This window comes from Vallitalea okinawensis, assembly GCF_002964605.1.
Taxonomy (GTDB): domain Bacteria; phylum Bacillota; class Clostridia; order Lachnospirales; family PQDH01; genus Vallitalea_A; species Vallitalea_A okinawensis.
Genome location: NZ_PQDH01000009.1, coordinates 117,006 through 141,677 on the forward strand (window position 1 = coordinate 117,006; position 24,672 = coordinate 141,677).

General features: G+C 35.2%; 24 protein-coding genes, 1 tRNA gene, 1 pseudogene and 1 riboswitch. Of the genes and pseudogenes, 2 read left to right on the forward strand and 24 right to left on the reverse strand.

From position 1 onward, the window contains the following. The 12 genes and pseudogenes from atpD to wecB form a co-directional block, all read right to left on the reverse strand. The gene (gene atpD / locus C1Y58_RS20655) at window positions 1-1,398 is read right to left on the reverse strand and encodes a F0F1 ATP synthase subunit beta (RefSeq protein WP_105618365.1); all 1,398 of its coding nucleotides are present in this window, start codon (window positions 1,396-1,398) and stop codon (window positions 1-3) included. A 38-nt stretch (window positions 1,399-1,436) separates the two neighbouring features. Beyond that, a complete protein-coding gene (atpG, locus tag C1Y58_RS20660) occupies window positions 1,437-2,297 on the reverse strand; it encodes an ATP synthase F1 subunit gamma (RefSeq protein WP_105618368.1) in 861 nt (286 codons plus the stop codon). 26 nt (window positions 2,298-2,323) lie between these two features. Further along, the gene (gene atpA, locus C1Y58_RS20665) at window positions 2,324-3,829 is read right to left on the reverse strand and encodes a F0F1 ATP synthase subunit alpha (protein ID WP_105618370.1); all 1,506 of its coding nucleotides are present in this window, start codon (window positions 3,827-3,829) and stop codon (window positions 2,324-2,326) included. Between the two features lie 48 nt (window positions 3,830-3,877). Further along, window positions 3,878-4,423 (reverse strand): ATP synthase F1 subunit delta, encoded by a 546-nt coding sequence (atpH, locus tag C1Y58_RS20670; RefSeq protein ID WP_105618372.1) that lies wholly within the window; start codon window positions 4,421-4,423, stop codon window positions 3,878-3,880. Further along, window positions 4,411-4,998 carry a F0F1 ATP synthase subunit B gene (gene atpF, locus C1Y58_RS20675; RefSeq protein ID WP_105618374.1) on the reverse strand — a complete coding sequence of 196 codons (588 nt, stop codon included), beginning with the start codon at window positions 4,996-4,998 and terminating at the stop codon, window positions 4,411-4,413. The genes atpH and atpF overlap by 13 nt, the downstream gene beginning before the upstream one ends. Window positions 4,999-5,175: 177 nt before the next feature. Continuing rightward, a complete protein-coding gene (gene atpE, locus C1Y58_RS20680) occupies window positions 5,176-5,457 on the reverse strand; it encodes an ATP synthase F0 subunit C (RefSeq protein ID WP_105618376.1) in 282 nt (93 codons plus the stop codon). Window positions 5,458-5,496: 39 nt separating this feature from the next. After that, entirely contained in the window at window positions 5,497-5,742 is a 246-nt protein-coding gene (gene atpE / locus C1Y58_RS27185; RefSeq protein WP_408646609.1) for an ATP synthase F0 subunit C, read from the reverse strand. Between the two features lie 6 nt (window positions 5,743-5,748). Continuing rightward, a pseudogene (gene atpE / locus C1Y58_RS27190) lies at window positions 5,749-6,012 on the reverse strand (ATP synthase F0 subunit C); the annotation flags it as partial. Between the two features lie 64 nt (window positions 6,013-6,076). Then, a complete protein-coding gene (gene atpB / locus C1Y58_RS20690) occupies window positions 6,077-6,811 on the reverse strand; it encodes a F0F1 ATP synthase subunit A (RefSeq protein WP_105618380.1) in 735 nt (244 codons plus the stop codon). A gap of 179 nt (window positions 6,812-6,990) precedes the next feature. Then, window positions 6,991-7,434 (reverse strand): ATP synthase subunit I, encoded by a 444-nt coding sequence (locus C1Y58_RS20695; protein ID WP_105618382.1) that lies wholly within the window; start codon window positions 7,432-7,434, stop codon window positions 6,991-6,993. Then, window positions 7,431-7,646 carry an AtpZ/AtpI family protein gene (locus tag C1Y58_RS27195; protein WP_105618564.1) on the reverse strand — a complete coding sequence of 72 codons (216 nt, stop codon included), beginning with the start codon at window positions 7,644-7,646 and terminating at the stop codon, window positions 7,431-7,433. Before C1Y58_RS27195 ends, C1Y58_RS20695 begins: the two co-directional genes overlap by 4 nt. A gap of 221 nt (window positions 7,647-7,867) precedes the next feature. Then, entirely contained in the window at window positions 7,868-9,016 is a 1,149-nt protein-coding gene (gene wecB, locus C1Y58_RS20705; RefSeq protein ID WP_105618384.1) for a non-hydrolyzing UDP-N-acetylglucosamine 2-epimerase, read from the reverse strand. A 649-nt stretch (window positions 9,017-9,665) separates the two neighbouring features. On the opposite strand from wecB, the gene C1Y58_RS20710 reads away from it, so the two are divergent. Together C1Y58_RS20710 and C1Y58_RS20715 are read left to right on the forward strand one after the other, a co-directional pair. Beyond that, entirely contained in the window at window positions 9,666-10,016 is a 351-nt protein-coding gene (locus C1Y58_RS20710; protein WP_105618386.1) for a hypothetical protein, read from the forward strand. A gap of 374 nt (window positions 10,017-10,390) precedes the next feature. Beyond that, complete coding sequence (locus C1Y58_RS20715) at window positions 10,391-10,876, forward strand: ACT domain-containing protein (protein WP_105618388.1); 486 nt, start codon at window positions 10,391-10,393, stop codon at window positions 10,874-10,876. A 135-nt stretch (window positions 10,877-11,011) separates the two neighbouring features. Here the strand turns inward: C1Y58_RS20715 and C1Y58_RS20720 are convergent. The 12 genes from C1Y58_RS20720 to C1Y58_RS20775 all read right to left on the reverse strand — a co-directional run bounded on the left by C1Y58_RS20720 (window position 11,012) and on the right by C1Y58_RS20775 (window position 24,646). Beyond that, window positions 11,012-11,095: transfer RNA gene (locus tag C1Y58_RS20720), tRNA-Leu, on the reverse strand. A gap of 158 nt (window positions 11,096-11,253) precedes the next feature. Further along, the gene (thiT, locus tag C1Y58_RS20725; protein WP_242985448.1) at window positions 11,254-11,898 is read right to left on the reverse strand and encodes an energy-coupled thiamine transporter ThiT; all 645 of its coding nucleotides are present in this window, start codon (window positions 11,896-11,898) and stop codon (window positions 11,254-11,256) included. 92 nt (window positions 11,899-11,990) lie between these two features. Continuing rightward, window positions 11,991-12,088, reverse strand: a riboswitch (TPP riboswitch). Window positions 12,089-12,407: 319 nt separating this feature from the next. After that, a complete protein-coding gene (locus tag C1Y58_RS20730; RefSeq protein WP_105618390.1) occupies window positions 12,408-13,172 on the reverse strand; it encodes a TSUP family transporter in 765 nt (254 codons plus the stop codon). A gap of 120 nt (window positions 13,173-13,292) precedes the next feature. Then, the gene (locus C1Y58_RS20735; RefSeq protein ID WP_334293845.1) at window positions 13,293-14,102 is read right to left on the reverse strand and encodes a carbohydrate ABC transporter permease; all 810 of its coding nucleotides are present in this window, start codon (window positions 14,100-14,102) and stop codon (window positions 13,293-13,295) included. Window positions 14,103-14,139: 37 nt separating this feature from the next. Beyond that, window positions 14,140-15,051, reverse strand: a complete 912-nt coding sequence (locus tag C1Y58_RS20740) for a carbohydrate ABC transporter permease (protein ID WP_242985449.1) — start codon at window positions 15,049-15,051, stop codon at window positions 14,140-14,142. Between the two features lie 65 nt (window positions 15,052-15,116). Next, window positions 15,117-16,466 (reverse strand): ABC transporter substrate-binding protein, encoded by a 1,350-nt coding sequence (locus C1Y58_RS20745; protein ID WP_105618393.1) that lies wholly within the window; start codon window positions 16,464-16,466, stop codon window positions 15,117-15,119. A 130-nt stretch (window positions 16,467-16,596) separates the two neighbouring features. Beyond that, the gene (locus C1Y58_RS20750) at window positions 16,597-17,373 is read right to left on the reverse strand and encodes a response regulator transcription factor (RefSeq protein WP_105618395.1); all 777 of its coding nucleotides are present in this window, start codon (window positions 17,371-17,373) and stop codon (window positions 16,597-16,599) included. Window positions 17,374-17,400: 27 nt separating this feature from the next. After that, the gene (locus tag C1Y58_RS20755; protein WP_105618397.1) at window positions 17,401-19,161 is read right to left on the reverse strand and encodes a cache domain-containing sensor histidine kinase; all 1,761 of its coding nucleotides are present in this window, start codon (window positions 19,159-19,161) and stop codon (window positions 17,401-17,403) included. A gap of 129 nt (window positions 19,162-19,290) precedes the next feature. Further along, window positions 19,291-19,476: a hypothetical protein gene (locus C1Y58_RS20760; protein ID WP_105618399.1), complete on the reverse strand. Its 186-nt coding sequence runs from the start codon at window positions 19,474-19,476 to the stop codon at window positions 19,291-19,293. A 28-nt stretch (window positions 19,477-19,504) separates the two neighbouring features. Continuing rightward, the gene (locus C1Y58_RS20765; RefSeq protein WP_105618401.1) at window positions 19,505-22,555 is read right to left on the reverse strand and encodes an efflux RND transporter permease subunit; all 3,051 of its coding nucleotides are present in this window, start codon (window positions 22,553-22,555) and stop codon (window positions 19,505-19,507) included. Window positions 22,556-22,574: 19 nt separating this feature from the next. After that, the gene (locus C1Y58_RS20770; protein WP_105618403.1) at window positions 22,575-23,768 is read right to left on the reverse strand and encodes an HlyD family secretion protein; all 1,194 of its coding nucleotides are present in this window, start codon (window positions 23,766-23,768) and stop codon (window positions 22,575-22,577) included. Next, window positions 23,765-24,646 (reverse strand): Rossmann-fold NAD(P)-binding domain-containing protein, encoded by an 882-nt coding sequence (locus C1Y58_RS20775; protein WP_105618405.1) that lies wholly within the window; start codon window positions 24,644-24,646, stop codon window positions 23,765-23,767. The genes C1Y58_RS20770 and C1Y58_RS20775 overlap by 4 nt, the downstream gene beginning before the upstream one ends. Between the last annotated feature and the right edge of the window lie 26 nt (window positions 24,647-24,672).

The following is a 24,672-nucleotide window of genomic DNA, read 5'->3' on the forward strand; positions in this document are numbered from 1 at the left end:
CTACAGTTCTTTAGCTCTTTGAATGACATCCTCAATTGAACCCATCATTAAGAAAGCCGCCTCAGGAACATTATCATGTTTACCATCAAGAATTTCTTTGAAACTACGAATAGTTTCTGATAATGGTACATATTTACCATTCAAACCAGTGAAGTTCTCTGCAACGTGGAAAGGTTGAGATAAGAATCTTTGTACCTTTCTAGCACGGGTTACGATAATCTTATCTTCTTCAGATAATTCATCCATACCTAAGATATTGATAATATCTTGAAGCTCTTTATAACGTTGTAAAATCTCTTGAACACCACGAGCTACTTGATAATGTTCATCACCAACGATACGTGGATCAAGGACACGTGAAGAAGAGTCAAGTGGATCTACTGCAGGATAAATACCTAGCTCAACGATAGCACGTGATAATACAGTCTTTGCATCTAAGTGAGCAAAAGTTGTTGCTGGAGCAGGGTCAGTTAAGTCATCGGCTGGTACATAAACCGCTTGAACAGAAGTGATTGATCCCTGTTTTGTGGATGTTATACGCTCTTGTAATGCACCCATCTCTGTTGCTAATGTTGGCTGGTAACCAACGGCTGATGGTACACGACCTAAAAGGGCTGATACCTCAGAACCCGCTTGTACAAAACGGAAAATATTATCAATGAATAATAATACGTCTTGGTTAAGTTCATCACGGAAATACTCGGCCATTGTAAGACCAGTAAGACCAATACGCATTCTCGCCCCAGGCGGCTCATTCATCTGACCAAACACTAATGTTGTTTTGTCAATAACCCCTGATTCGCACATTTCATGATAAAGGTCATTACCTTCTCTCGATCTCTCACCTACGCCTGTAAATACAGAGAATCCACCATGCTCTGTAGCAATATTACGGATTAACTCTTGGATAAGTACTGTTTTACCAACACCGGCACCACCGAATAAACCGATTTTACCACCTTTTGCATAAGGACAAAGTAAGTCAATTACTTTGATACCTGTTTCCAAAATTTCTGTTTCTGTAGCTTGTTCTTCAAATGAAGGTGCTTGACGGTGAATTGGCCACGTACTGGCACCTTCCGGTTCTGGCTTATTATCAATAGGAGCACCTGTTACGTTAAAGATACGACCTAACGTAGCTTTACCAACTGGTACTGAGATTGGACCTCCTGTATCAACAGCTTCCATTCCTCTAACAAGTCCATCTGTAGCATCCATAGAGATACATCTAACGATATCATCACCAGGATGCTGAGCAACCTCTACGATTAATGCTTTGCCATCTTTTTTCTTAATTTCAATGGCATTATATAACTCTGGTAAATGTCCTTCTTCGAACTTTATGTCCAATACAGCACCGATAATCTGTATGATTCTACCTACATTTTTTTCAGCCATTTTTTCATCACACTCCTTTACCCTAGGGGATAGCTACGCTACTTAAGTGCTTCGGCTCCACCTACGATTTCTGAAAGCTCTTGGGTAATACTACCTTGTCTAGCTCTATTTTTAGCAAGGGTTAGTTGATCAATCATATCATCTGCATTATTGGTTGCAGAGTCCATTGCCGTCATTCTTGCCCCTTGTTCACTTGCTGATGATTCTACTAAAGCACCATATAAAATACTTTCCACATATTTAGGAATGATTTGTCCTAAAACATACTCTGGACTAGGCTCATAAGTCATCTTTTCAGTGACATCTTCCTGACCATACTCCTTAAAATCATCCATATTAAGCGGGAAAAGCTTCATGGTCATAGGTACTTGATTGATAGTAGATTCAAATTTTGTATACGCTAAATGGATCTCATCAATGACCCCTTCTTCATAAAGCTTTAACATTTCATCAGCTAAAGCTTTTGCTTGGCGGAAATTAGGTCGTTCTGAATAGCCAATATAGGATTTAAGAATTTCATAATCGTTTCTTTTAAAGTAATCTCTGGCTTTCTTACCAACAGCAACGATTACAGAACTCTCTTTATCTTTAATCTCGGTTGATACTAGCTTACAGACTCCCATGTTATAACTTCCAGCCAAGCCACGGTCAGAAGTGATCACGATATAGGCTCTCTTTTTAACTTCACGGTCCGTTTGAAAAGGCATATCAATATCATCGGTTGTTGATAAAATGGCACCGATGGTTTCACGGGTCTTTTCAAAATAAGGTCTTGTTAAAGAAACCTGACTCTTTGCTTTTTGTAGCTTTACCGTAGAAACTAATTTCATTGCCTTTGTTATTTGCTTCGTACCTTCAACACTCTTTATACGAAGCTCTATATCTCTAACGGATGCCATAGCATCACTCCTAGCACATGATCATATTATTTAAATTCTTTCTTGAAACTACCGATAGCTTCTACAAGTACTTTTTCATTCTCTTCAGAAAGAACTTTTTCTGCTTTGATTGCTTTAGTTATTTCTGGATACTTTTTATCAATGAAAGCGAATAAACCGTCTTGGAATTCACCAATACGCTCCACATCAACATCCATTAAGTATTTATTCGTCACAGCGTAAAGAATAACAACTTGATATTCTACACCCATTGGTTGGTATTGTGGTTGTTTTAATATTTCCATGATACGCTTACCTTGCTCAAGACGTTCTTTTGTAGATTTATCTAAATCAGAACCAAATTGAGAGAAAGCAGCCAGCTCACGATATTGGGCTAATTCCACACGAATTGGACTTGCAATCTTCTTCATTCCTTTAATCTGTGCAGAACCACCAACCCTTGATACAGACAATCCAGGGTTAATCGCTGGACGCATACCTGCATTAAATAATTCTGTTTCAAGGAAAATCTGTCCATCTGTAATGGAAATAACATTGGTTGGTATATAAGCAGAAATGTCACCTGCTTGTGTTTCGATAATTGGTAACGCAGTTATTGAACCACCGCCGTATTCATCACTTAATTTCGCTGCCCTCTCAAGCAATCTTGAATGTAAGTAGAATACGTCCCCAGGATAAGCTTCACGTCCTGGTGGTCTTCTAAGAAGTAATGACATGGCACGGTAAGCTACCGCATGCTTGGATAAATCATCATAGATGATTAATACGTCTTTACCGTCTTCCATCCACTCTTCACCGATGGCACACCCTGCATATGGTGCGATATATTGTAATGGAGCTAATTCAGAAGCTGTAGCAGCAACGATTGTTGTGTAATCCATTGCGCCATGCTCTTCTAAAGTTGTAACGATATTAGCAACTGTTGATGCCTTTTGGCCAATTGCTACGTATATACAAAGTACGTTTTCATGCTTTTGATTAATAATCGTATCAATCGCAATAGCTGTTTTACCAGTTTCACGGTCTCCGATAATTAATTCCCTTTGACCTCGTCCGATTGGAACCATAGAGTCAATGGATTTAATACCTGTTTGTAATGGTGTATCAACGGATTGTCTTGTGATAACCCCTGGAGCTACACGTTCAACAGGTCTTGTTTTATTTGTATTAATAGGTCCTTTGCCATCAATAGCTTGACCTAAGGCATTAACAACACGGCCTAACATAGCGTCCCCAACTGGAACCTCAGCTACTCTTCCTGTAGCTTTAACTAAGTCACCCTCTTTAATCCCCTGATCAGAACCTAATAAAACGGCACCTACGTTATCTTCTTCTAAGTTAAGTACCATACCGTATACATCGCCAGGGAATTCTAATAACTCACCTGACATGGCTTCTTCCAAACCATGAATACGAGCAATACCGTCACCAACCTGGATAACCGTACCCACGTTTGTTGTTTCTAATTGTGTATCATAATTTTTGATTTGCTCTTTCAAAATCTTACTTATTTCTTCTGGTCTAAGATTCATGGTCTATTAACACCGCCTTTCTATATATCTCTAAAAGGTAAGGTCGGTTTAGCTAAGTTGAACCTGCTTTAATGATTTAGTCAGTCCGTTTAGCTTACCTTTAATACTGTTATCAATGACGTTATCACCAACACGAAGGATGAGCCCTCCAATTAACTCTGGATTAACTTCAAAAACCATGTCGATGTTATCTTTTAATTTATCTTCTAAGGTTGCTTTTAATTTGTTCTTTTGCTCATCAGATAGTTCCACAGCAGAGCTGATGGAAGCTGTTACTAACTTCTTATAGCGTTTGTATTCTTCTAAATAATACTCAAGAATAGCTATAATGTGATCTTGACGAGCTTTCTTTAATACAAGAATTAAAAGTCCTAATAAATCTTTTTGGATGTTACCTTTAAAGATCTTCTCTAATGTGTTTTGTTTCTCATCCACATTAATTTTAGGATGATCTAGGAAGTGAAGCATATCTTCATCTTGTCGAAGAACACTTAATAACTCTTCCACATCTTTTTTAATTTCTTCAACTAAATTCTTTTCTAGTGCTACCGCAAATAAGGCCTCACCGTATCTTCTAGCAACTATTCCTTCCATAGGCTATCCCCTATCTCATCAATGGATTCCTCAAGTAATTTACTTTGAAGAGCTGGGTCCATTGAAGAAGCAATAAACTTGCTGGCCATAAGTGAAGCAACTTGGATAACTTCTTGCTTAATTTCATCACGTGCTTTTTCTTCTTCACGTTTTATCTCTAATTTCGCTCGCTTAATGATACGTTCTGCTTCTTCTTTCGCCTCATTAATCATATCTTTTTGCTGATCAAGAGCTTTTTTATGAGCTTCGCCTAAAATGCGATCTGCTTCTTCTTCGATATGAGCGATTTTATGTTCATATTTTTCACGTAATTCCTTGACTTCCTGCTTACCTTCGGTAATGTCATTAAAGTCATTCTCAATGCCTTCTTGTCTCTTTTTCAGTGCTTCTCTAATCGGATTAAAGAGAATTTTCCCTAATAGATAAAAGAGGACGAGAATCATAATTAAATGCAATGCACCTCTGATTAAGAGATCAAGGTCAAAGTTAACAACTTCTCCCTCTCCAGCAGTCTTACCTGCAGATAACATCGCAATATTCATTGCTTTCGTTGTGAAGGCAGATATTATTGACACGTCTTATTCCTCCCTTCGGTCTGTACATACCCGAATATCAACTCAACACATTAACATCAGCCTCTACTATACTGGCACATCATAGTGATCATGATACGGACCATGATGCACCAGCCTGATTATATATGTTCGTTGTTTTCTTGGCTACATCTAAGTTTATTTTACTTTGCAGTATGATTATTGCATTGATGCATATGTTGAAATTAATGGGTTAGCGAATAATAAGATGATGGCGATAATAAGACCGTAGATACCTGTTGTTTCGGCTACCGCTGCACCTAATAACATTGTACGGATAATATCTGATTGAGCGTTTGGTTGACGACCAACTGCTTCAGCACCTTTACCAGCTGCGAATCCCTGACCAATACCAGGTCCAATACCTGCTATCATAGCTAAACCTGCGCCAATTGCTGAACATGCAAGAATCAGAGCGTTTCCATCAATATTGTTTTCCATAATGAATTCCTCCTTATTGAACAATAAATAATTTTAATTTTAGATACCCGCAAATACATTTACGAATAGTAATAACAATGAAATTATTAATGCATAAATACCAGTTGTCTGAGCAACTGCCTGTCCTAACAACATAGCTCTAACAATAGCACTTTGATGTTTTGGACGTTTACCGACAGCCTCAGCACTTTTACCTGCTGCATATCCTTGACCAATACCTGGTCCAATACCTGCTACCATGGATAAACCTGCACCTAAAGCACTTGCTGCTAATACGATACCCACACCATCTTGGTTAATGAGTGGATTAGCAAATAACAAGATGATAGCTATTACTAATGAGAAGATCCCCGATGTTTCTGCTACTGCTGCACCTAGTAACATGACAATGGTTGCAGGTCTTCCTCCATGCTCCGGATTTTTACCAACTGCTTCTGCTGCTTTACCAGCCGCAAAGCCTTGACCAATCCCTGGACCAATACCTGCTATCATGGCAATACCTGCACCAATAGCAGAGAAAGCAAGGACAAGGGCTAATGGATCAACATTCTCCATCCAACCGATTAGAAGCTCTATAATATCCATTTATTCACCTCACCTTCTTAGGTATAAACAATACCTAATCATCCATTGCATTCGATACAAATGTCATACTTAACATAACGAAAATAAACGCTTGCAGTACTCCTGCAAATACATCAAAATAACCATGTAGTGCTATTGGTATACCTATTAATGCTAATACAGGAAGCATTGCATAATATAAACCAATAATAATGGTTCCACCTAACACGTTACCGAACAAACGGAAACCAAGAGATATAGGTGTTGAAATCTCACCAATAAGGTTAATAGGTGTTAATAACCACATGGGCTCTGTGAAACCTTTTAACCAGTTTCCTACACCCTTCGAACGAATGGCAAAATAATGAATCATAAAGAATGTTAGCATTGCCAAACTGAAAGTTACAGCTAAATCTGCTGTTGGGGGACGCATGAATCCTATCGTAACGTCTCCATTGGAATTTACAACTGGTCCTAAGAATAGACCTGCAAGGTTACTTACGATGATGTAAATAAACATTGAGCCATAGAAGGAAGAAAAGCCAATGCATTTTTCTCCCATTGATGAAACGGTGAAATTATCCAGCATTTCAACGATAAATTCCATGACGTTTTGAACACCAGCAGGGATTTTTTTCGGCTTACCAATAAAGTATCGGATAACAAGGGCTATAAGTACTAACATCGTACATATGAAGAAAGAGACAATGAGTGATTCAGTGACCCAAAATTCATAATTACCTAACTTTACCGGAAAGACGTAATGGTTATTAAAATCAAATCCTCCCATCCATTTCTCAACTCCTTTCTATACATTCCTAACTGATGATTATTATATGTAACATAACAATATTACAGTCAAAAACATATTACTTTAAATCAAACTTTCGTGCTTCGTGCCTATACAATATATTGTATACGCGAAAAAATAATATATGTAGACATAAGATAATGAATCCATAAGAAACTCTAAAAATCAGAAGCTTCTTCCTCATCATCCTCCCATTCTACAAATTGTACGCTGCCATCTTTAGGTACAGACTTTTCAGAATATCCTTGAAGATAAGCAGCTAATTTAAGTGATAGTATACCAATAATGGCACCAAAGATACCAATGCTTGGTTCCAAAGCTGCAACCACTAAAACAAGACCTGTTAGTAAATAGCGCATGAAGTAGTGAAGACTTGCATAGGATTGCGCCTTAACAGGATCCTTTTTTACAGCTTTTTTCATTGTTGACTCCATAAGTTTAACTTTTAATATTGAAAAGAGTCCACCAAATAAAAGTCCTTTGGCGAACACCCATGGATCGTAGGGATCATTTATTAAAATAAGACCTAGGCCAAAAACTATTCCTAGTATGCCAATTATTTTTATAGATAGTTGTATAAAGATTGAAGGTTTTTTATTCATTTATTAGAATCCTTTCCTTTCTTCTTGGAATATTTCATTCCAGTGATATACATATTACGGAAAGCGGCTAATACACCTAAAATTGTAAAGATGATGAGAAATAATACTTGTGTACCCAAAAGTTTGTCTAAGAAACTACCTACTAAAATACAAATAAATATAGGTATCGCCATCAAAAGACCAAATTGGGTGACTAACGACAAACCTTTCATCACTTTAGAGTCAAATTTCAATCAAAAAACCCACTTTCTACACTAAAAGACTATTCTAATTATACTCGCAAAATGAACGTGTGTCTAGTAAAGAACAAAATTTTTAGTTATAAATTAGTACACATTGTATAACATTTTATTTTTATTTTTAGCATATTGAATAAACACTTCATAGCATTCTATAAAAACTATCTATATTTTTATAATAAAACTCTGCATTACTACCCAAACATTTTTATCGTTTCTTCTTGAATACCAAAATATTTTAAGATAGAAGATACTATTCTAGCTGAGGCTTCCCCATCGCCAAATGGATTGTTGGATGTTGCCATTTTTTCATACTCACTTCTATTTTCCAACAATTCTTTCGCTAAGTTATAGATGTTTTCTTCATTAACACCTGCTAGTTTCAATGTTCCAGCATCAACACCTTCAGGGCGTTCTGTTACATTACGTAAAACAAGAACTGGTTTATTGAAGGAAGGTACTTCTTCTTGTAATCCACCAGAATCCGTTAATACTAAGTAACTTCTACGCAATAGGTTGTGCATATCATTGATATCTAATGGATCTAATAAGTGAATGCGCTCATGTCCATCTAAGTATTTCCATGCTACTTCTCTTACAGCTGGGTTGAGATGAACTGCATAAACAATTTCTACATCACCGTATTCGTCAGCAATTCTCTTCACTGCCTTACAGATGTTTTCTAAAGGCTCTCCAAGATTTTCTCGTCGATGGGCAGTCATGGCGATAACCCTTTTACCTTCATAATCAATCTTATTCAGTGCATCAACAGTAAATTCATAGTCTTGTTTCACTGTTGTCTTAATAGCGTCAATAGCTGTATTGCCTGTTATATAAATCAGATTTTCATCAATATTTTCTTTCAAGAGATTATCTTTTGCTAGTGTAGTCGGTGAAAAATGAAGATCTGCAATGCGACCTGTTAATTGTCTATTCATTTCTTCAGGGAAAGGTTCAAGTTTATTATAAGTTCTTAAACCAGCTTCCACATGCCCAACCTTAATGCGATTGTAATAAGCGACTAAACTTCCAATGAAAGTTGTTGATGTATCGCCGTGAACCAGTACCAAATTAGGATTTTCCTTTTGCATGACCTTCTCTAAACCTTCTAAAGCTCTAACAGCAACACCTGTAAGCGTCTGTCTATCTTTCATTATATTCAAATCATAATCTGGTTTTATATCAAAAATCTCTAGGACTTGATCGAGCATTTCACGATGTTGTGCAGTAACACAGACCACGCTATGTATGTCATCACATGCTTCTAAAGCTTTTACAACTGGAGCCATCTTTGTTGCCTCTGGACGTGTACCAAAAATACTCATTACTTTGAGTTTTCCCATTTTTTCATTCTCCTCCTTAATCTAAAAACTTCCATATAAAATCTTATCATTTTTAACTTTAAAACACAACATTATATTTTCTTTCTTAATCGGCTATAATTCAATGTTCATCATTATTTGATTATAAATTCAATCTAACATCCATCTATATAAGTACAATTAAACAATTACTATAAATCTAGTAATTATTTAGAACTATTCAACTTATAACTTAAATAATAATATTGAACTAAAGAAAAGACCTTTGCAATATTTAGTTCAATATCTATTATTAACATTTTTTTCATCATTATGATGTATCATGACAAAAAGATAGTTATCGTGCTTTTACGTTTCAAAAAGAGTTAATCCGCTGTTTTTGATAAGTATTTAACAAATTTAATTTGTTACAATTATTACTATTATATAACAAATTATTAAGTTATTCTGAAATCATCTTTATTATTATGTTAAAATTAGATATTATTCGACAATTTACCCTTTGCACATTTGTATATTATAGGATAAAATAGAGATAGGGCTTATACCCTGATGGGGGATGACATGCACTCTGGAACATAACTTGAATAATCAGGTGTATAGGTTTTATTTTACTAATAGGATAAGTGGAAACATGAAGGTTAAAATAAGCGTACAGGAAGGTGCTTAGATGAAAAAAGACAGAGATATAATCGATATAAGCCTCACCACACAAAAAGCTGATGATCTTGAACAAGTATTGAGATTGTATTTTAAACCTTTAAAAGAAAATCATCTATCGGAGCATATCTATCTAACTTACGGAAATATTTTTTCTGTTAGAGAGCTCTATAAAACCGGCGGATTTTATACCGCTCTGGTTTGTTTATTGACTTCGTATTATAATGAACCATCGTTAACTCTGAAGATTGATTCTTTCATTCAGAGCATTAAACCCATTAAGTCTAAAAACTTACAAGAGATTATGGATGATATCGATGGTATCGTAGATCAAATGGAAAAACTCCTCTCTGCAGCTTAGCAGAGAGGAGTTTTTCGCTTTGTTAACAAAATAACCATAGGTAGAGTGTAAATTATAGTAAAATACTTAATGTTGTTGTAAAGCCCGCCTTATTCATGTATAATAGGAATAACAATTACCAAACTTGTCTGAATATTAAATTAGATGCATAAAAATTGACTTCATATTCCATATGTCATAACCTTTGCACAGTACTGAGAACAAGTCAGATAAGACATATAATTATAAGTAGCTGCGCTACATCTTCCATAGGAAGTTTGTAGATTAGGAAAGTCTCCTTGGTGTGAATGAAAACGCTTCAATTTCATCCACTCAATTCAGAGAACTTTCACATAAGACAAAAATAGATACATAATAATAAGAGGGGTGTCAAAATGAAAGATGTTATTACTAATCTTACCATCACACCGGATGTGACATTAATTACTTTAGCCAATGCACCTTCCGATGCTATAATTATTTCAAAAATCTTTAATGCACTAGGAGAAAAGTTAAACATAGATATGATTAGCATGACTCCACCATACAAGGAGAGTATAAGTATTTCTTTTACCATACATGATGAAGATCTAAACGAAGCCATTAAGATCATTAATGAATTAAAACAAAAATATATTGAGAATCTTCGTTTGGATGTTAATTCAACTAATAGTAAGATTTCTTTATACGGTGATGCCATGAAGCATACACCTGGTGTCTTTGCAAAAACATTAGACTTATTGTCTGAGGAAGAAATTGAGATTAAGTTAATCACCACTTCTGAAGTTGATATCAGCTATCTTATCTTTGCTTCAGATGAAACACGAGTAGTAGATACTATATTGAATTACTTTGACCATGTTGAAGTAACTGTAGAGTAAATCACTAAGAGCAAAACACGAACTTTCCTATTCCAAAATAACAGCCTTGTAAGATGATCTTACAAGGCTTATTTTATAGTCACTTTTCATTTTTTTACATAGGTAAAAAGAGCGATATTAATCGCTCTTTTTGATTGGTGCGGATGAAGGGAGTCGAACCCCCACGCCAAGGGCGCTAGATCCTAAGTCTAGTGCGTCTGCCAGTTCCGCCACATCCGCATATTTATTTTGAAGACGATATTTATCTTATCATAGCCTATTATAGTTGTCAAGCACTTCAATAAAAAAATATTTTCCAATCATCAAAAGAAGTAGCAGTTTACAAGGAAAGCCTAAGAGCTAATACTCTCAGACTTTCTATTTAAGATCTCCGTTCTCTAATTCATTGCAGCTTTACCCACCTGCTTAATAGCACTTCTTACTGGTGGAAGCATTAATAAAGCTATTGTAATAACTGCTTCAGGTACTAAATAACTTAAGTTGTAGTAAGCTGAATAGAATATTGGTCCAATGCCTTCTGGCGCATATTCACCGAAAAAGATATAGCCTGATAAGAAAGCGAAAACGAAACGTCCACTTACAGCAACTAAATAACCTATTGTTAAACTATATTTACCTTTTCTAAAGAACCCAGATAATCCGAGCATACCAAATGCTAAGATGTAATCAAAAATTAACTGAACAGGGTGGATAACATAGGGTCCAAGAATCAATTGTAGTAAGCCGTATGTCATTGCTGATAATAGGCCTTGAACAGGACCAAACCAATAACCGATTAATACAACCATCAACATACTTAATAAAGTAGCTGAACCACCGTTCACCAATGGGAATAATGTTGGAATTGGAATCTTCACAAAGGATAATGCCGTACCAAGTGCAAGTGCTACAGCTGAATAAACTAATACCTTAGTATTAAACCTTTTTCTACTGTTGCCGATACCTACGGCAAGAAATAAGATAATGACTGCTAATATACCCATTACGGATTTACCCATAATAGAATCAAAAAATGCTTGCATGTAACATGCCCTCCTCAAAAATTCATTATAAAGAACTGAGACAAAAGAGCAACGAAAAAGCCTTCCTGTTAAGGAAGGCTTGAAATATCTAATTTATAAAATATCCGCTTCCCTACGCCAGTATAACCTGGATCAGGTAATAAGGGTCAGTAATATACTTCTCAGTCCGAAGACTCCCCTAGCTCCATTATTCATGTTCTTTGCTTTCATTATAGTGTATTCACTTTTTTTAGTCAATAGACTTTGTAAAACAACTCTATTTGCATATTACTAATAGGGTCAAGAATGCAAGGAATTCTATTACGCCAGCTGGGAAGACGTCCATGTCTTTGACAGCTGGGCTCACCGTCCATGGTTCGCGGCTCCATAGAACACCTTGCATTCTTTTCGATATCAAATTATTCTTTGTTGTGTATTAAAAAATCTTCATTAAGCCATTAATCCGAACGATCTGCAATTCACTACTCCATAAACATCTTAACTACTCTTATTGTATAACAAATACGCAGTTACATAAAAATATCGTAAACAATTTTCAGCATTAAACCAACGAATACTGCTATGAAGACGGGTCTGATGACTTTTGCACCGTTCTTTATAGCTAACCCTGAACCGATCCAGTGTCCTGCCATGCTGCAGATGGCTGCTGGTATGCCGATAAAGAAAAGTACCTTACCATGGATGATAAAGGTAATTAACGCAGCTATATTAGAGGTTAGATTGACGATCTTTGCATTACCAGATGCTGTAGTCAAGTCAAATCCTATGAACCCTGTATAGAATAGGATCAACAACGTCCCTGTTCCTGGACCATAGAATCCATCATAAGCACCTATTAAGAACGCCGACAATATGGATAGAAGGATAACTTTTGCCATGGGCAAGTTCTTCTTCTCCTCCTTACCAAAACCTCTTTTAGTCATCAGATATATTCCTATAACAGGCAATGTAATAACTAAAACGATTTGTATAACTCTTTCGTCCATCTCTAATACAAGTCGTGCTCCTAAAGCTGATCCAATGAATGCACTGACTATGGATACCAATGCCGCCTGCAAGTGATATCTTTTATTTTTTATAAAGCGCAAAGTAGATAGAAATGTACCTACAGCTGCAGAGAATTTATTCGTACCTAAAGCAAAATGTGCTGGTATACCTGCAAAAAAGTAGGCTGGTACGGAAATTAACCCACCACCACCAGCTATGGAATCCACTAGTCCTGCGAAAAAGACTAAGAGGCAAATAATGCCTAATTGTACCCATGAAATATCCATTTTGTTTCCCCCTTATCCTGTATACATGTTGCCTTATCTGTTATTATAACTTAGCCATGGAAGAAAGTATACAGGATAAAGTATATCAACAAAAAGTAGAGTATTTTAGGTTTATCACGCTTATTTAATTCCTGTTGTACTGATTCCATCTACCAAATACCTCTGGAAGATGATAAATAAAGCAAATGGAGGTACTAAGGATAATACAGACATTGCGAACATGGCTCCCCAATTAGAAACTGAATTTGGGTCAGCGAACATTTTAAGTGCCAAGGATACAGGATACTTCTTCGCATTTTGTAAATAAAGTAATGGAGCTAAAAACTCTTGCCATTTCCAATAAAATGAAAAAATTGCTGATGTTATTAATGCTGGTTTTAATAGTGGAAATATAATCCTACCGAAAATTTGAATCTTTCCACATCCATCTATTTTGGCTGATTCATCTAAAGACTTTGGTATTCCATAGATGAATTGAATAATCATAAAGATAAAGAATGGTACACCAAAAAATGAGGGTAATATAAGGGGTGCATAAGTATTTAACCATCCCAATTTTGAAAATAAGATATATTGAGGTATAATCAAAACTTGGTTAGGAAGCATTAGAGTCAAAATCATGCATGCAAAGAAAATCTTTCTTCCTACAAACTTAATTCTTGAAAAGCCAAAAGCCACCACTGAAGAAGATAATACTTGCGCAATTGTCGATGTAATGACTATAAAGAATGTATTGGCAAAAAAGCGCCCAAAGGATATACCACCAAATCCTTTCCATCCCTCTATATAATTTGTGAACTCCCATTGATCAGGAATTAAAGAACTTGCATTTCCAAATATCTCAGCATTATTCTTGAAAGAACTTGCTAATAACCAGAGAATCGGGTAGAGCATAGTAAATGCCAATGCTCCTAACAACAGATGAAACATCAGTGAATTTATATTTCTTGAACTCTTTCCTTTCACTTTAATCCTCCTTTGACTCATAGAACACCCAATAGGATGATGATTTAAACACAAGAGATGTTAAAATAGCTATAATGATCAATAAAATCCATGCTAAAGCAGATCCATATCCCATGGAGAAATAGGAAAAGGCTTGCTGAAATAGATAAAGAGCATACAGTAGTGTACTATCAAATGGACCACCATCAGTAATAATATAACTTTGAGTGAAGGTCATAAATCCATTAATGGTCTGCATAATAAAATTAAAAAAGATAACGGGTGTTAAGGCAGGAATGGAAATATGAAAAAACCTTCTAAAAGAATTTGCACCATCAATAGCTGCTGCTTCATAAAGTGTTTTAGGAATTTGTTTTAATCCCGCAAGGAATATAAGCATAGGTGAACCAAACTGCCATACTGCTAAAATAATGAGTGTTCCCAATGCTGTATTAGGGCTTGCAATCCAGCTAAAAGGTTCTTCCATTAGTCCTAGACTCATAAGGATATCATTGAGAGCACCTTCTCTACCAAATAACTGCCTCCACATGACTGCTACAGCTACACTACCACCAATTATTGAAGGTATGTATAATACTGTCCTATAGAAACCTATACCTTTTCTTTTTTGTGTTAAGAGCATGGCAATAAATAAGGCAAAAGCTAATCTAGCAGGTACCGATATTAATACAAACTTAAATGTAACAGCTAATGACTTGATAAATCGAGGGTCATTAAACAGAATATTCTTATAATTATCTAACCCAATCCATACTGGGGATGAAACAATATCATATTGAGATAAGGAAAGGAAAAAGGATGCAACAAAAGGAACAAGTGTGAATACAATAAAACCAATTAACCAAGGCGCTATAAACAAATATCCCATTTTATTGTCTATATCTTTCACTTTTCCTTTATTTTTTTTAATCACATTAGGACCTCCATTCTGAAAATATAGACTCGACACAAAATGTTATCGAGTCTATGTTAATCCATTTATTTATTTAATATTTTTTCTGCTTCATTGAAGAATTGATCTGCTGCTTGTTCTGGAGTTATTTGCTTAAACATAACCTGCTGATATGTGTTCTCTAATACTTTATCAACCTCACCGTGAACAGAAGGTTCAGGTTTAGAAATAGGTGTAGAATGATTCACAGCCAATGCAAGATAATCAAACATTTCCACTTGGCTTGGCTCTAATAATGGTTTAAGTGCTTCGCTAACCTTCGTAGAAATAGGAACTCCTCTTTCTGCCATTAAAATCTTGTTTGCTTCTATTGAATTGGTAAAGAAATCAATAAAACTAACTGCCTCATCTTTATAATCTGAAGATGCTGCTACAGATAAAAATTGTCCTGGCTTAATGTAAAGACCATCCATCTTCTGGTCTTCTCCTTTAGGAAGAACAGTCATTTTAATTGTATCTTCCGCTGCTGATTGAACAGCTATAATTTGATTACTAAATAGATAACTCATAGCTGCTTCACCAGTTGCTACATGATTTTCTTCCACAGATCTTTTTTCATTTGCTGCATCGGCTGGTAAGCCTATGCCTTTTTCTTTTATCTCTAGTTCTCTACTCATAAATTCTATAAAGTCCGATTTTTCAAATCCCAATGTCTTGTTGTCTGCTGAATAAAAAGATTTACCATCTTGGCGAATATAATAACTTAACCCGTTGTAGTGTTCCCCCATTAAAGATGTTAAACCATATACACCAGTTTTATTATTGATTTCTTCAGCTGCTTTAATAAAGTCCGAATAGGTCCAATTAGGCTCTGGTTTAGCGACTCCCGCTTCATTGAATATTCTATCATTATAGATGATACTTAATGCATTGATACCAATACAAAGACCATAAAGATTACCATCTACTTCACCACCAATATAATTCCCTTCAGGAACATCTGAAAGATCTAATGTCTTATTATCTGCATAAGGATATAAATTTTCTAATAAACCCTTACTACCATATTGACTTAAATACTTATAATCTTGCTGAAAAATATCAGGTAAGGAATTAGCAGCAGTTTGAGCTGCGATTTTTTCCCAGTAACCATCCCAACCAGAAAACTCTGGTTCAATTTTAATATTAGGATTTTCTGATTCATAGAGTTCTATCACTTTTAATGTGCGATCATGACGGTTTTGTGAACCCCACCACATCATACGAAGTGTCGTTACTTTTTCATCAGATTTAACATCCTTTACATCTTTGTTATCCGCTGTTTTTTGAGTAGTTTCTTTTCCCACATCTTGCTTTTCTTCTTCACCAGCACATCCTACAAGTAAAGTGGATAAAGCTAATATGGCTGCTAAACATAATACTAATACTTTCTTCATAACCGATCCCTCCAAACATTTTCCCCCTATATATGGGATATCCTAAGTATAAAGAAATTTTCAACAACCCAATAGTTAAAATTCCGATATTTTTGTATAAAATAACGACTTCTAATCAATAATCAATTCGCTATCCGTGAATTTTTCTATACTGGTTAGGGGTACAGCCTGTCTTCTTCTTAAAAACCTGACTAAAATATCTTGGGTTATTACCAAATCCAACTTCTTCTGCTACTTGGCTAACCTTTTTATTCTTATGACTAGAAAGTAATAACGCTTTAGCTTTATTAATTCTTAATTCCATACAGTATTCGCTAAAGCTAACGTTAAGTTCCTTCTTAAAAACTTTTCCTATATAGTCTGGATTACGAAATAATACATTTTTTGCCAACCAGTTCAAAGAGAGTTTTTCATTACTCACATGTTCTTTCACTGCTTTAATGATTTCATTGACTACCCCATTGTTATGTTCATTGTCTTCAAATACTAATTTATTAACATTAATCTGATCCAATACTTTGTTTTTATTTTCCATCAACTCTTTTTCTCGAATCATACTTTTGATAACTTTAATGATCTCCTCTTCTTCAGCAGGCTTAAGCAAATAATGTTTAACACCAAAAGCCATCGCCTTCCTAGCGTATTCAAAATCACTATAACCGGATAAGATAGCAAAAATAATCTGGTCTTTAGCATGGGATACTCTTTCAATTAGTTCCAATCCATCTAATCCTGGCATTCTTATATCCGTCAAAATAAAATCTGGCATATTTTTTTCTATAACTTTTAACGCCTCTTCCCCATTGCCTGCTTGCAATACTTGAATATCATACTTATCCCAATGGATGATTTGAGATATGCCGTATCGTACAATATGTTCGTCATCCACCAATAATAATTTGTACACCTAGTACCAACTCCCCAAATATCTTACTTAACTTCTATCCCTTCTCCTAGGCACTCTTACAACAACAATTGTACCTTGTTTCTCATTACTCTGATAATTAAGTCCAAAATCATTATTATATATATTATCTAATCTTTCTCTAATATTTTTTACACCAATACCTGTTCCTGTTGGTTTGATTAACCCTTTATTCAACTGTTCTAATAATTCGGGTGACATCCCAATGCCATTATCTTCAACTGATAAACATACATAATCTTTATCTTCAAATACTTGAATGTTAATGAAACACTCCCCTGTATTTTTCTCCAATCCATAATTTATAGAATTCTCAACAAGGGGCTGCAGAGTCAACTTTGGTATTTCATCATGAAGAACTTCCTCTTCAACATTCATTTCAATCTTCAAGCGGTCTTTATGCCTTATTTTTTGAATATTAATATAGTCCTGTAAAAGACTCAATTCTTCACCTATGGAAATTATTTGAGTACTCTCATCAATGGATTTACGCATTAAATTGGCTAGAGACTTAATCATTACAGAAATATCCTTTTGTTGATTGATCTTAGCAAGCCAAAATATAGAGTCTAGAGTATTATATAAAAAATGAGGATTGATTTGAGCTTGAAGCGCTTTGATCTGAAACTTCTTTACTTGGAGTTGCTTAATATAATTTTCATCTATAAGATGGTTAATCTTATCTAACATCAAATAGAAATCATATTCCAGATGATCAATTTCGTTACCATGCTTTAAATTAACTAGAATATCATTTTCTATCTCTTGATGGAAGTCCCCATTTTCTACTTTACGCATTCGTCTTGTTAGTGACTCCACAGGCTTTAACAAGCGATTAACAATTCGATTAATAAGATAGATAAATACGATAGCACTACCTAGATAAATAAAAATATAGAGCCGGGTCGTAGCTAGGGCACTTTTGATCAACTCATCATAAGGTATGTAGTTGACATAAATCCAATTGTTATAGTTGGATTGTTTATAGGTAAAGAAGTACTTATGCCCCTTGATTGACTTAATAGAATACCCATTAAAATCTTCCTTACTAGGCTTCACATCCTCAAAAGGAAGCTCACTATCCGTTCTATAAATATAACTATCTTCACTGATTAAAAAAACATTATTATTGAGTTCATTATGAACGGCCCCTTGGACAATTCCCTCTGGCTTAATTCTAAAAATGAGAACACCTAAAGGTTCAAGACTTAAGTTCTTAATCTGTCTTATTTGCCTCGCCAAAATAATGGTGTTGCCGGTACTTTCAGACGGTGGCACCCAATAGATTTCACCTTCTAGCTGTTGAGTTCCGTGATATATAGTATCCAACAACTCTTGGTTAAGCTTGGATACAACTTTGGTCGCATGGATATTGTCACCATTATTACAAATAACTTGAATAGATGCTATATCAGGATTAAATAAATAGGCATATAATTTGTCAGTAATTTCATTGGTTATTTCATATCTAGCGTAATTTTCACTTTCATTGATCATTACTAATTGATCTTGGAATTCATTGTTTGTGATAACATCATAGGAGCTGTCAACTAAATCCTTGAGACGCTGATCTCCTGTGTTACTAGAAATATTAGTGCTTACCATGAGTGTTTCGTATAGCTGATTATTATAGACATGAACGGTATGTTGTAGAGATATTAAACTGAGCATTAGCAAAAAGATAATAGATACTAAAAAGACTAAAGTAAATTTATATTTTAATTTCATTGCTTGAAGTTTCCCTGCAATGTTGATCCTATTCTTCACCACTTTATCACCCCTCAGTTTTAAAAGCTATGAATCCTATTTAATTTCTATTGTACATAGAATTATTTCCTTAATCAAGACAAAAAACCTTATCATTGGACATAATCATCCTATGATAAGGTTGCTTTAGCATTATAAAATCACATCATCAATTAACACTTCATTAGCCTCCAATGTACTGGTATCAATGGTTCTATCTAATGTTTCCGTATACGTATGAAGGGCTTGTTGATAGGTAAGTATTTCTTGATGGTAGGCAACTGTTACTTCCTCATATTCTCTATCAATTAATAAACCTATTTCATGTTTTTCAGCCAAGTAAGAATATTCTTTATAACCTCATTAACTAATATTTATATGCTTGAGTATTTTCCTCATTTAAATCCTTATCCTGCTTGTGATAAGCCACATAATAGATGACAGGGAAAAATACAAGGGTTAATAGTGTAGATACCAGTATCCCTGAAATTAATGAAACGGACATAGGCACAAATAGGATCTCTCCAGATAGAACTAGGGGTATTAGCCCCATTACTGTTGTAAAGCTGCTAAGCATAATAGGTCTAAAGCGTTGATCCACGGCATCAATACATGCATCCTTCACTGTCTTTCCTTTATCCCGTTCCTCATTAATAAAGTCAAGTAATACAATCGCGTTATTAACCACAATACCAATCAAGCTAACCATACCAATAAGGGCTGTAAAGGATAATTCTTGCCCTGTTATGAACAACCCAGCCAAAGAACCAACACAGGCTAAAGGTAATGTAACTAATATTAACAGAGGTTGCAAATAGGATTTAAACTGAATTAATAGCACCCCAAACACTAGGATAATGGCTACTATTGCGACTATACCTACATCTCCAAATAAATCAATGATACTTGCTTTTTCACCATCACCTGTTATCGTCATGTTTCCCAGATGGAGTGTAGCAAACTCACCTTCCACTTGGTTAGCTAATTCTGTTGCATTATAACCCGAAGCAATATCAGCCATTACCGTCACTGATGTATCTCCATTATAGGTTCTAATATTGGTAACCTGCTTTTGTGGTCCTACATCTGCCACCTGTTTAAGAAGGGTCTTCTCATCGGTAATAGAGGATTTGATGGCGTAATTACTGAGTTCATCTACTGACTCCATATCTCCCCTAACCATAATAGGGTATTCTTGACCTTGATACACAAAGGTTGAGATATCCCTCCCAGCCACAGCATAACTTATTTCTCGTTGAACGTCATATTTACTAATACCATAGTACATAGCAATTGCTGGATTCACATCTACATAAAACTGATATTCTTCTGGCGAATAATTAGTGCGTACATTTTTAGTACCCTCTGTATTGCGAATAATTGACTCAATTTCGGTACTCACATCACGTAACTCATCCATATCATCTCCAGTGATAATATATTTCAATGCAGGTACAGGTTCTGCCTGCCTATGTAATTTGGCTTCTATATTACCACCTACCACCTTTTCATCGATGGCTTTTTGCACATGTTCCACATAGACCTGTTGAGATTTAAAATCACTTCCCTCAATATCAAATCGTACCATCATCTGAGCAAAATCAGAGGATAAGGAATAAACAGGCATGGAATAATAAAACTTAGGTAATGGTCCACCAACGGAGGATGTATAAGTAGTTACCAACTCCTGATCATTAAGTACTTCCTCAATCTGTGAAACAATCTCTTCAGTACGTTCTATATTATCTACACCATCCGAGTAAATATCTACATAAATGATGCCATTATCTGCAATTGGAAATAATGAAAAATTGATACCTAGCAAAAAGAAACCCGAGGATATCATGGCTAAAATTCCAATTGCAATGGTTTTTTTGGGGTGTTTTAAACCTACCTCTAATAAATGATCAAACATACCCCGTACTCTCTTGAATGAGTCCTTTTTCTTCTTCGATGGTCTAAAGAATATATAAGCTAATGTGGGAGTGACAAATAAGGCGATCAAATAAGATGCCGTAAGCGCAATTATCAATATCTTTGGTAAACTAGTAATAAATTCACCAGCAAGACCACTTAACATTAGAAGAGCTGTGAAGGCTCCAATGGTGGTTAAAGTGGATGTTAAAACAGGTATTGCGACCATCTTAACACCTTTTACACAGGCTCTAAATCGCTCTTCTCCTTGGTCAATCAATACTTGTATGGAGTCGCTGACAACAATAGCATTATCCACCAACATGCCCAGTACGATAATTAAAGAAACGATAGATATTTGATGGATCTTGATATCCAATACAGACATCATAAGAAATGTCATCGTCATCGATAAAGGAATAGCTACCGATACAATAACTGCATTTCTAAGACCTAAACCTAATAGAACGACGATAATAACAATAATAATACCTTGTATCAGGTTACTCATAAAATTATTAATGGATTCACTCACATCATCTGGCTGGTAAAGAACATACTCAATATTTAAATCTTCTGGTAGAGAATCACTAACTTCATTGATAATATTTTTAGTTTCGTCACCAATGAGAAGAATATTTTGGTCATCTTTAAAGTATGCCGTCAATAATATACCATTTTCACCATTTTGTTTGATTTTAAAATTATCATCACTGTATTGATAGTAAACCTCAGCAATATCTTTTAAACGTAGGGCTGAACCATCCTCTTCTGATATTAGGATAACAAGATTTTCTATCTCTTGAATAGAGGTATAGGTACCTGTCGTATTCACAGATACTTTCCCATTCTTACTATCCAATTGACCAGCAGGGATCTTAACATTTTGGCTTGCTATGAGATTAGCAATATCATCCATGGATAATGGATAGGCATTTAATTTGTCTATATCCACTTCTATAGCTATTTGCTTTTGTTGTTCACCAACAATCTCGAAAGAAGATATACCATCAATCTTAGATAATTTGTTGATGTAACTATCAGCAAAATCTTCTAGCTCTTCGTAATTGTATTTTTCTGATGAGAGACTGATCATCATACCCGCTGTCTTATATAGATCCGTATTAACTTCTATAGGGAAACATTCATCAGGTATTTGATTTTGAACTTCATCTATCGCTCGATAAAGTTCATCCCAGGCTTCATCTACATCAGTATCATTATCTAATTCAATCAAAACAACAGACACACTGTTTCTGGATTCAGTTGTAGTGCTTCGAACCCCAGTTATTTCTCTTACTTCTTCCTCTATCTCATCTGTTACAAGTTCTTTAACATCGTCAGGCGATGCTCCTGGATAAACAGTAACGACCATTGCAAAAGGAGCATTCATATCTGGATTTTCTTGTTTAGGTAATAAATAATAACTATACATCCCTGCAATGACTATAAGAACAACAAATAGTAACGTAATCTTTCTATACTTAATAGCAATATCAATCATTATATTCCGCTCACCTTTCCTACTCCACTATGATTACATGGTCGTCTTCTTCCACGTTCTTATCACCCTTAACGATGATTAAATCCCCTTCATCAATACCTGTTACAAGGGCATAGTCATTGATATTGTTTTCAATGGTTATCGATTTACGCTTTACTTGTTCCTCTTCTACAATATACACATATTCTTCTGAATCAATCTTGATATATTGTATGGGAATCCACACCCCTTCACTGGTTTCAATAGGTATGGTTACCTCTACAATGCTACCTACTTTAAAAGGTTGCCCTTCCAGTTCTATTTCTACCTTGTATAGCTTCGTTGTTTCATCAGGTACATCAGCTATTTTTCCAATAGTGCCTTTAACAGTCTGTTGATTAGCTACGACATTAATCTCTTTACCCAAAAAGAGTTCATTAATATCTTTTTGAGAAGCACCGATCTGTACAATAATTTCCTCATCTCTTACCACCACTACAGGATATCCTGCATCGATTATTTCATTTTCATCAAATAATACTTCTACAACATAACCTTCAAAAGGACTGTAGACAATTGAGTCATCGATCATCTTCTGATAGCGTTCAACGTCAACAGTAGCGGCCTCCACTTGTGCTTGTAAAGCCATAATGTCCTCCTGCCTAGCTCCATCATTGGCTTGCTGTAAGACAGATAAAGCCTGCTCATAAGTTGCTTGATCTACTTCCATTTGAGTCTTTACTTGATCTAAATCATATTTAGAAACTGCTCCTTTTTCATAGAGAGCAGCTACTTGATTATAGGTCTGTTCTGTTAGTTCAAAGGCTTCTTTTGCCTTATCTACGTTAAGTGAAGCTTGTTGTATTTCTTCACCTGTTGTACCATTAACAGCTTTGTTGTATTGTGCCATTGCAGCCTTTAAAGTGGCTTCTGCAGCTCTTAAGCCAAATTCTATATCACTGGTATCCAAGACCGCTAATTTTTGTTCAAAGATAACCTTGTCACCTACTTCAACGGGTATTTCTTCGATGATTCCTCCCGTTTTAAATGCTAACTTTTGAACTTGCCCTACATTTACTACACCTGTATAATAGAGTTCTTTAGACATGCTACTGACCTTAGCTTCTTCAATTTCTACAGGATTAGGCATATCTTCATTAACGACTGAATTGACTTCTGTACAGCCGGTTATTATTAAAGTCAAAAGTAGCATAGAAACTAATAACTTTTTCATTTTTTCTGCACCTCCAAATATTTATGTTGCTGTAAATACCTGACCATAGTCTCATCATCTTCTATTCTTTTCATATAGATTTTACGAAGGATAAAGTATGGAAAAAATCGTAATAGTTCCAGGCGCCTAGGTAGAGATTTTACTATTTTTTCTCCTAACTCATCTACTACGCTTTTTCGATAATTAAAATACTGATCTAATTTATTTTTCTCCAGATGAACTCGCCTTTTATGTTTTAGAATTTTAGTCATGTCTTTACCATATCGGTTAAAAAAGTCCTCGATTAATTCGTCTTGTAGTGCTCTAATAATTTTATTAATATGTATAAAATAAGTATCACCCCATAAATCACTAATAGTCTCTTGAGATAACTCGCTGGCTAAATTAGCTAATACTTTAACGACTAAAGCCTTTTTAATGATTCGAAATTTATAAGACCTTTCTAATTCATACTCCACTTTAATAGTCACCCAAGGCGTTTTAGTCAGTTTCCTAATCATTTCTTCAGCTATTTCTTTTCCTGGATGGGGTGAACTAAAAAAAATCAGCTTCACTTGATTTTCTTGTTCCCTAATAGCCTTCAATAGGCAGCTTGTGCCCTCCATATAAACAGCTTTACTCAACTTATTATTCAAACAGCTGAGGTTGCTCGGTAAGGCTTCAATATAAATAATGGTTTCAATGCCTTCAAGGGCTTTACTAACATCCTCATAGCTTCTTAAATCACCATTAATAATATCTATTCCTAACTGTTTGTATATTTTATTATTATTTGCTACAGAAGGATTAGCAAAACCAATAACATGATGCTGTTTCTTAAGAGTTGTAACTATCTCGAGGCTTAAACTATTTTGTAGACCAATGACTAAGATCTTCATACCTTCACTCCCTGGTAATAAAACAT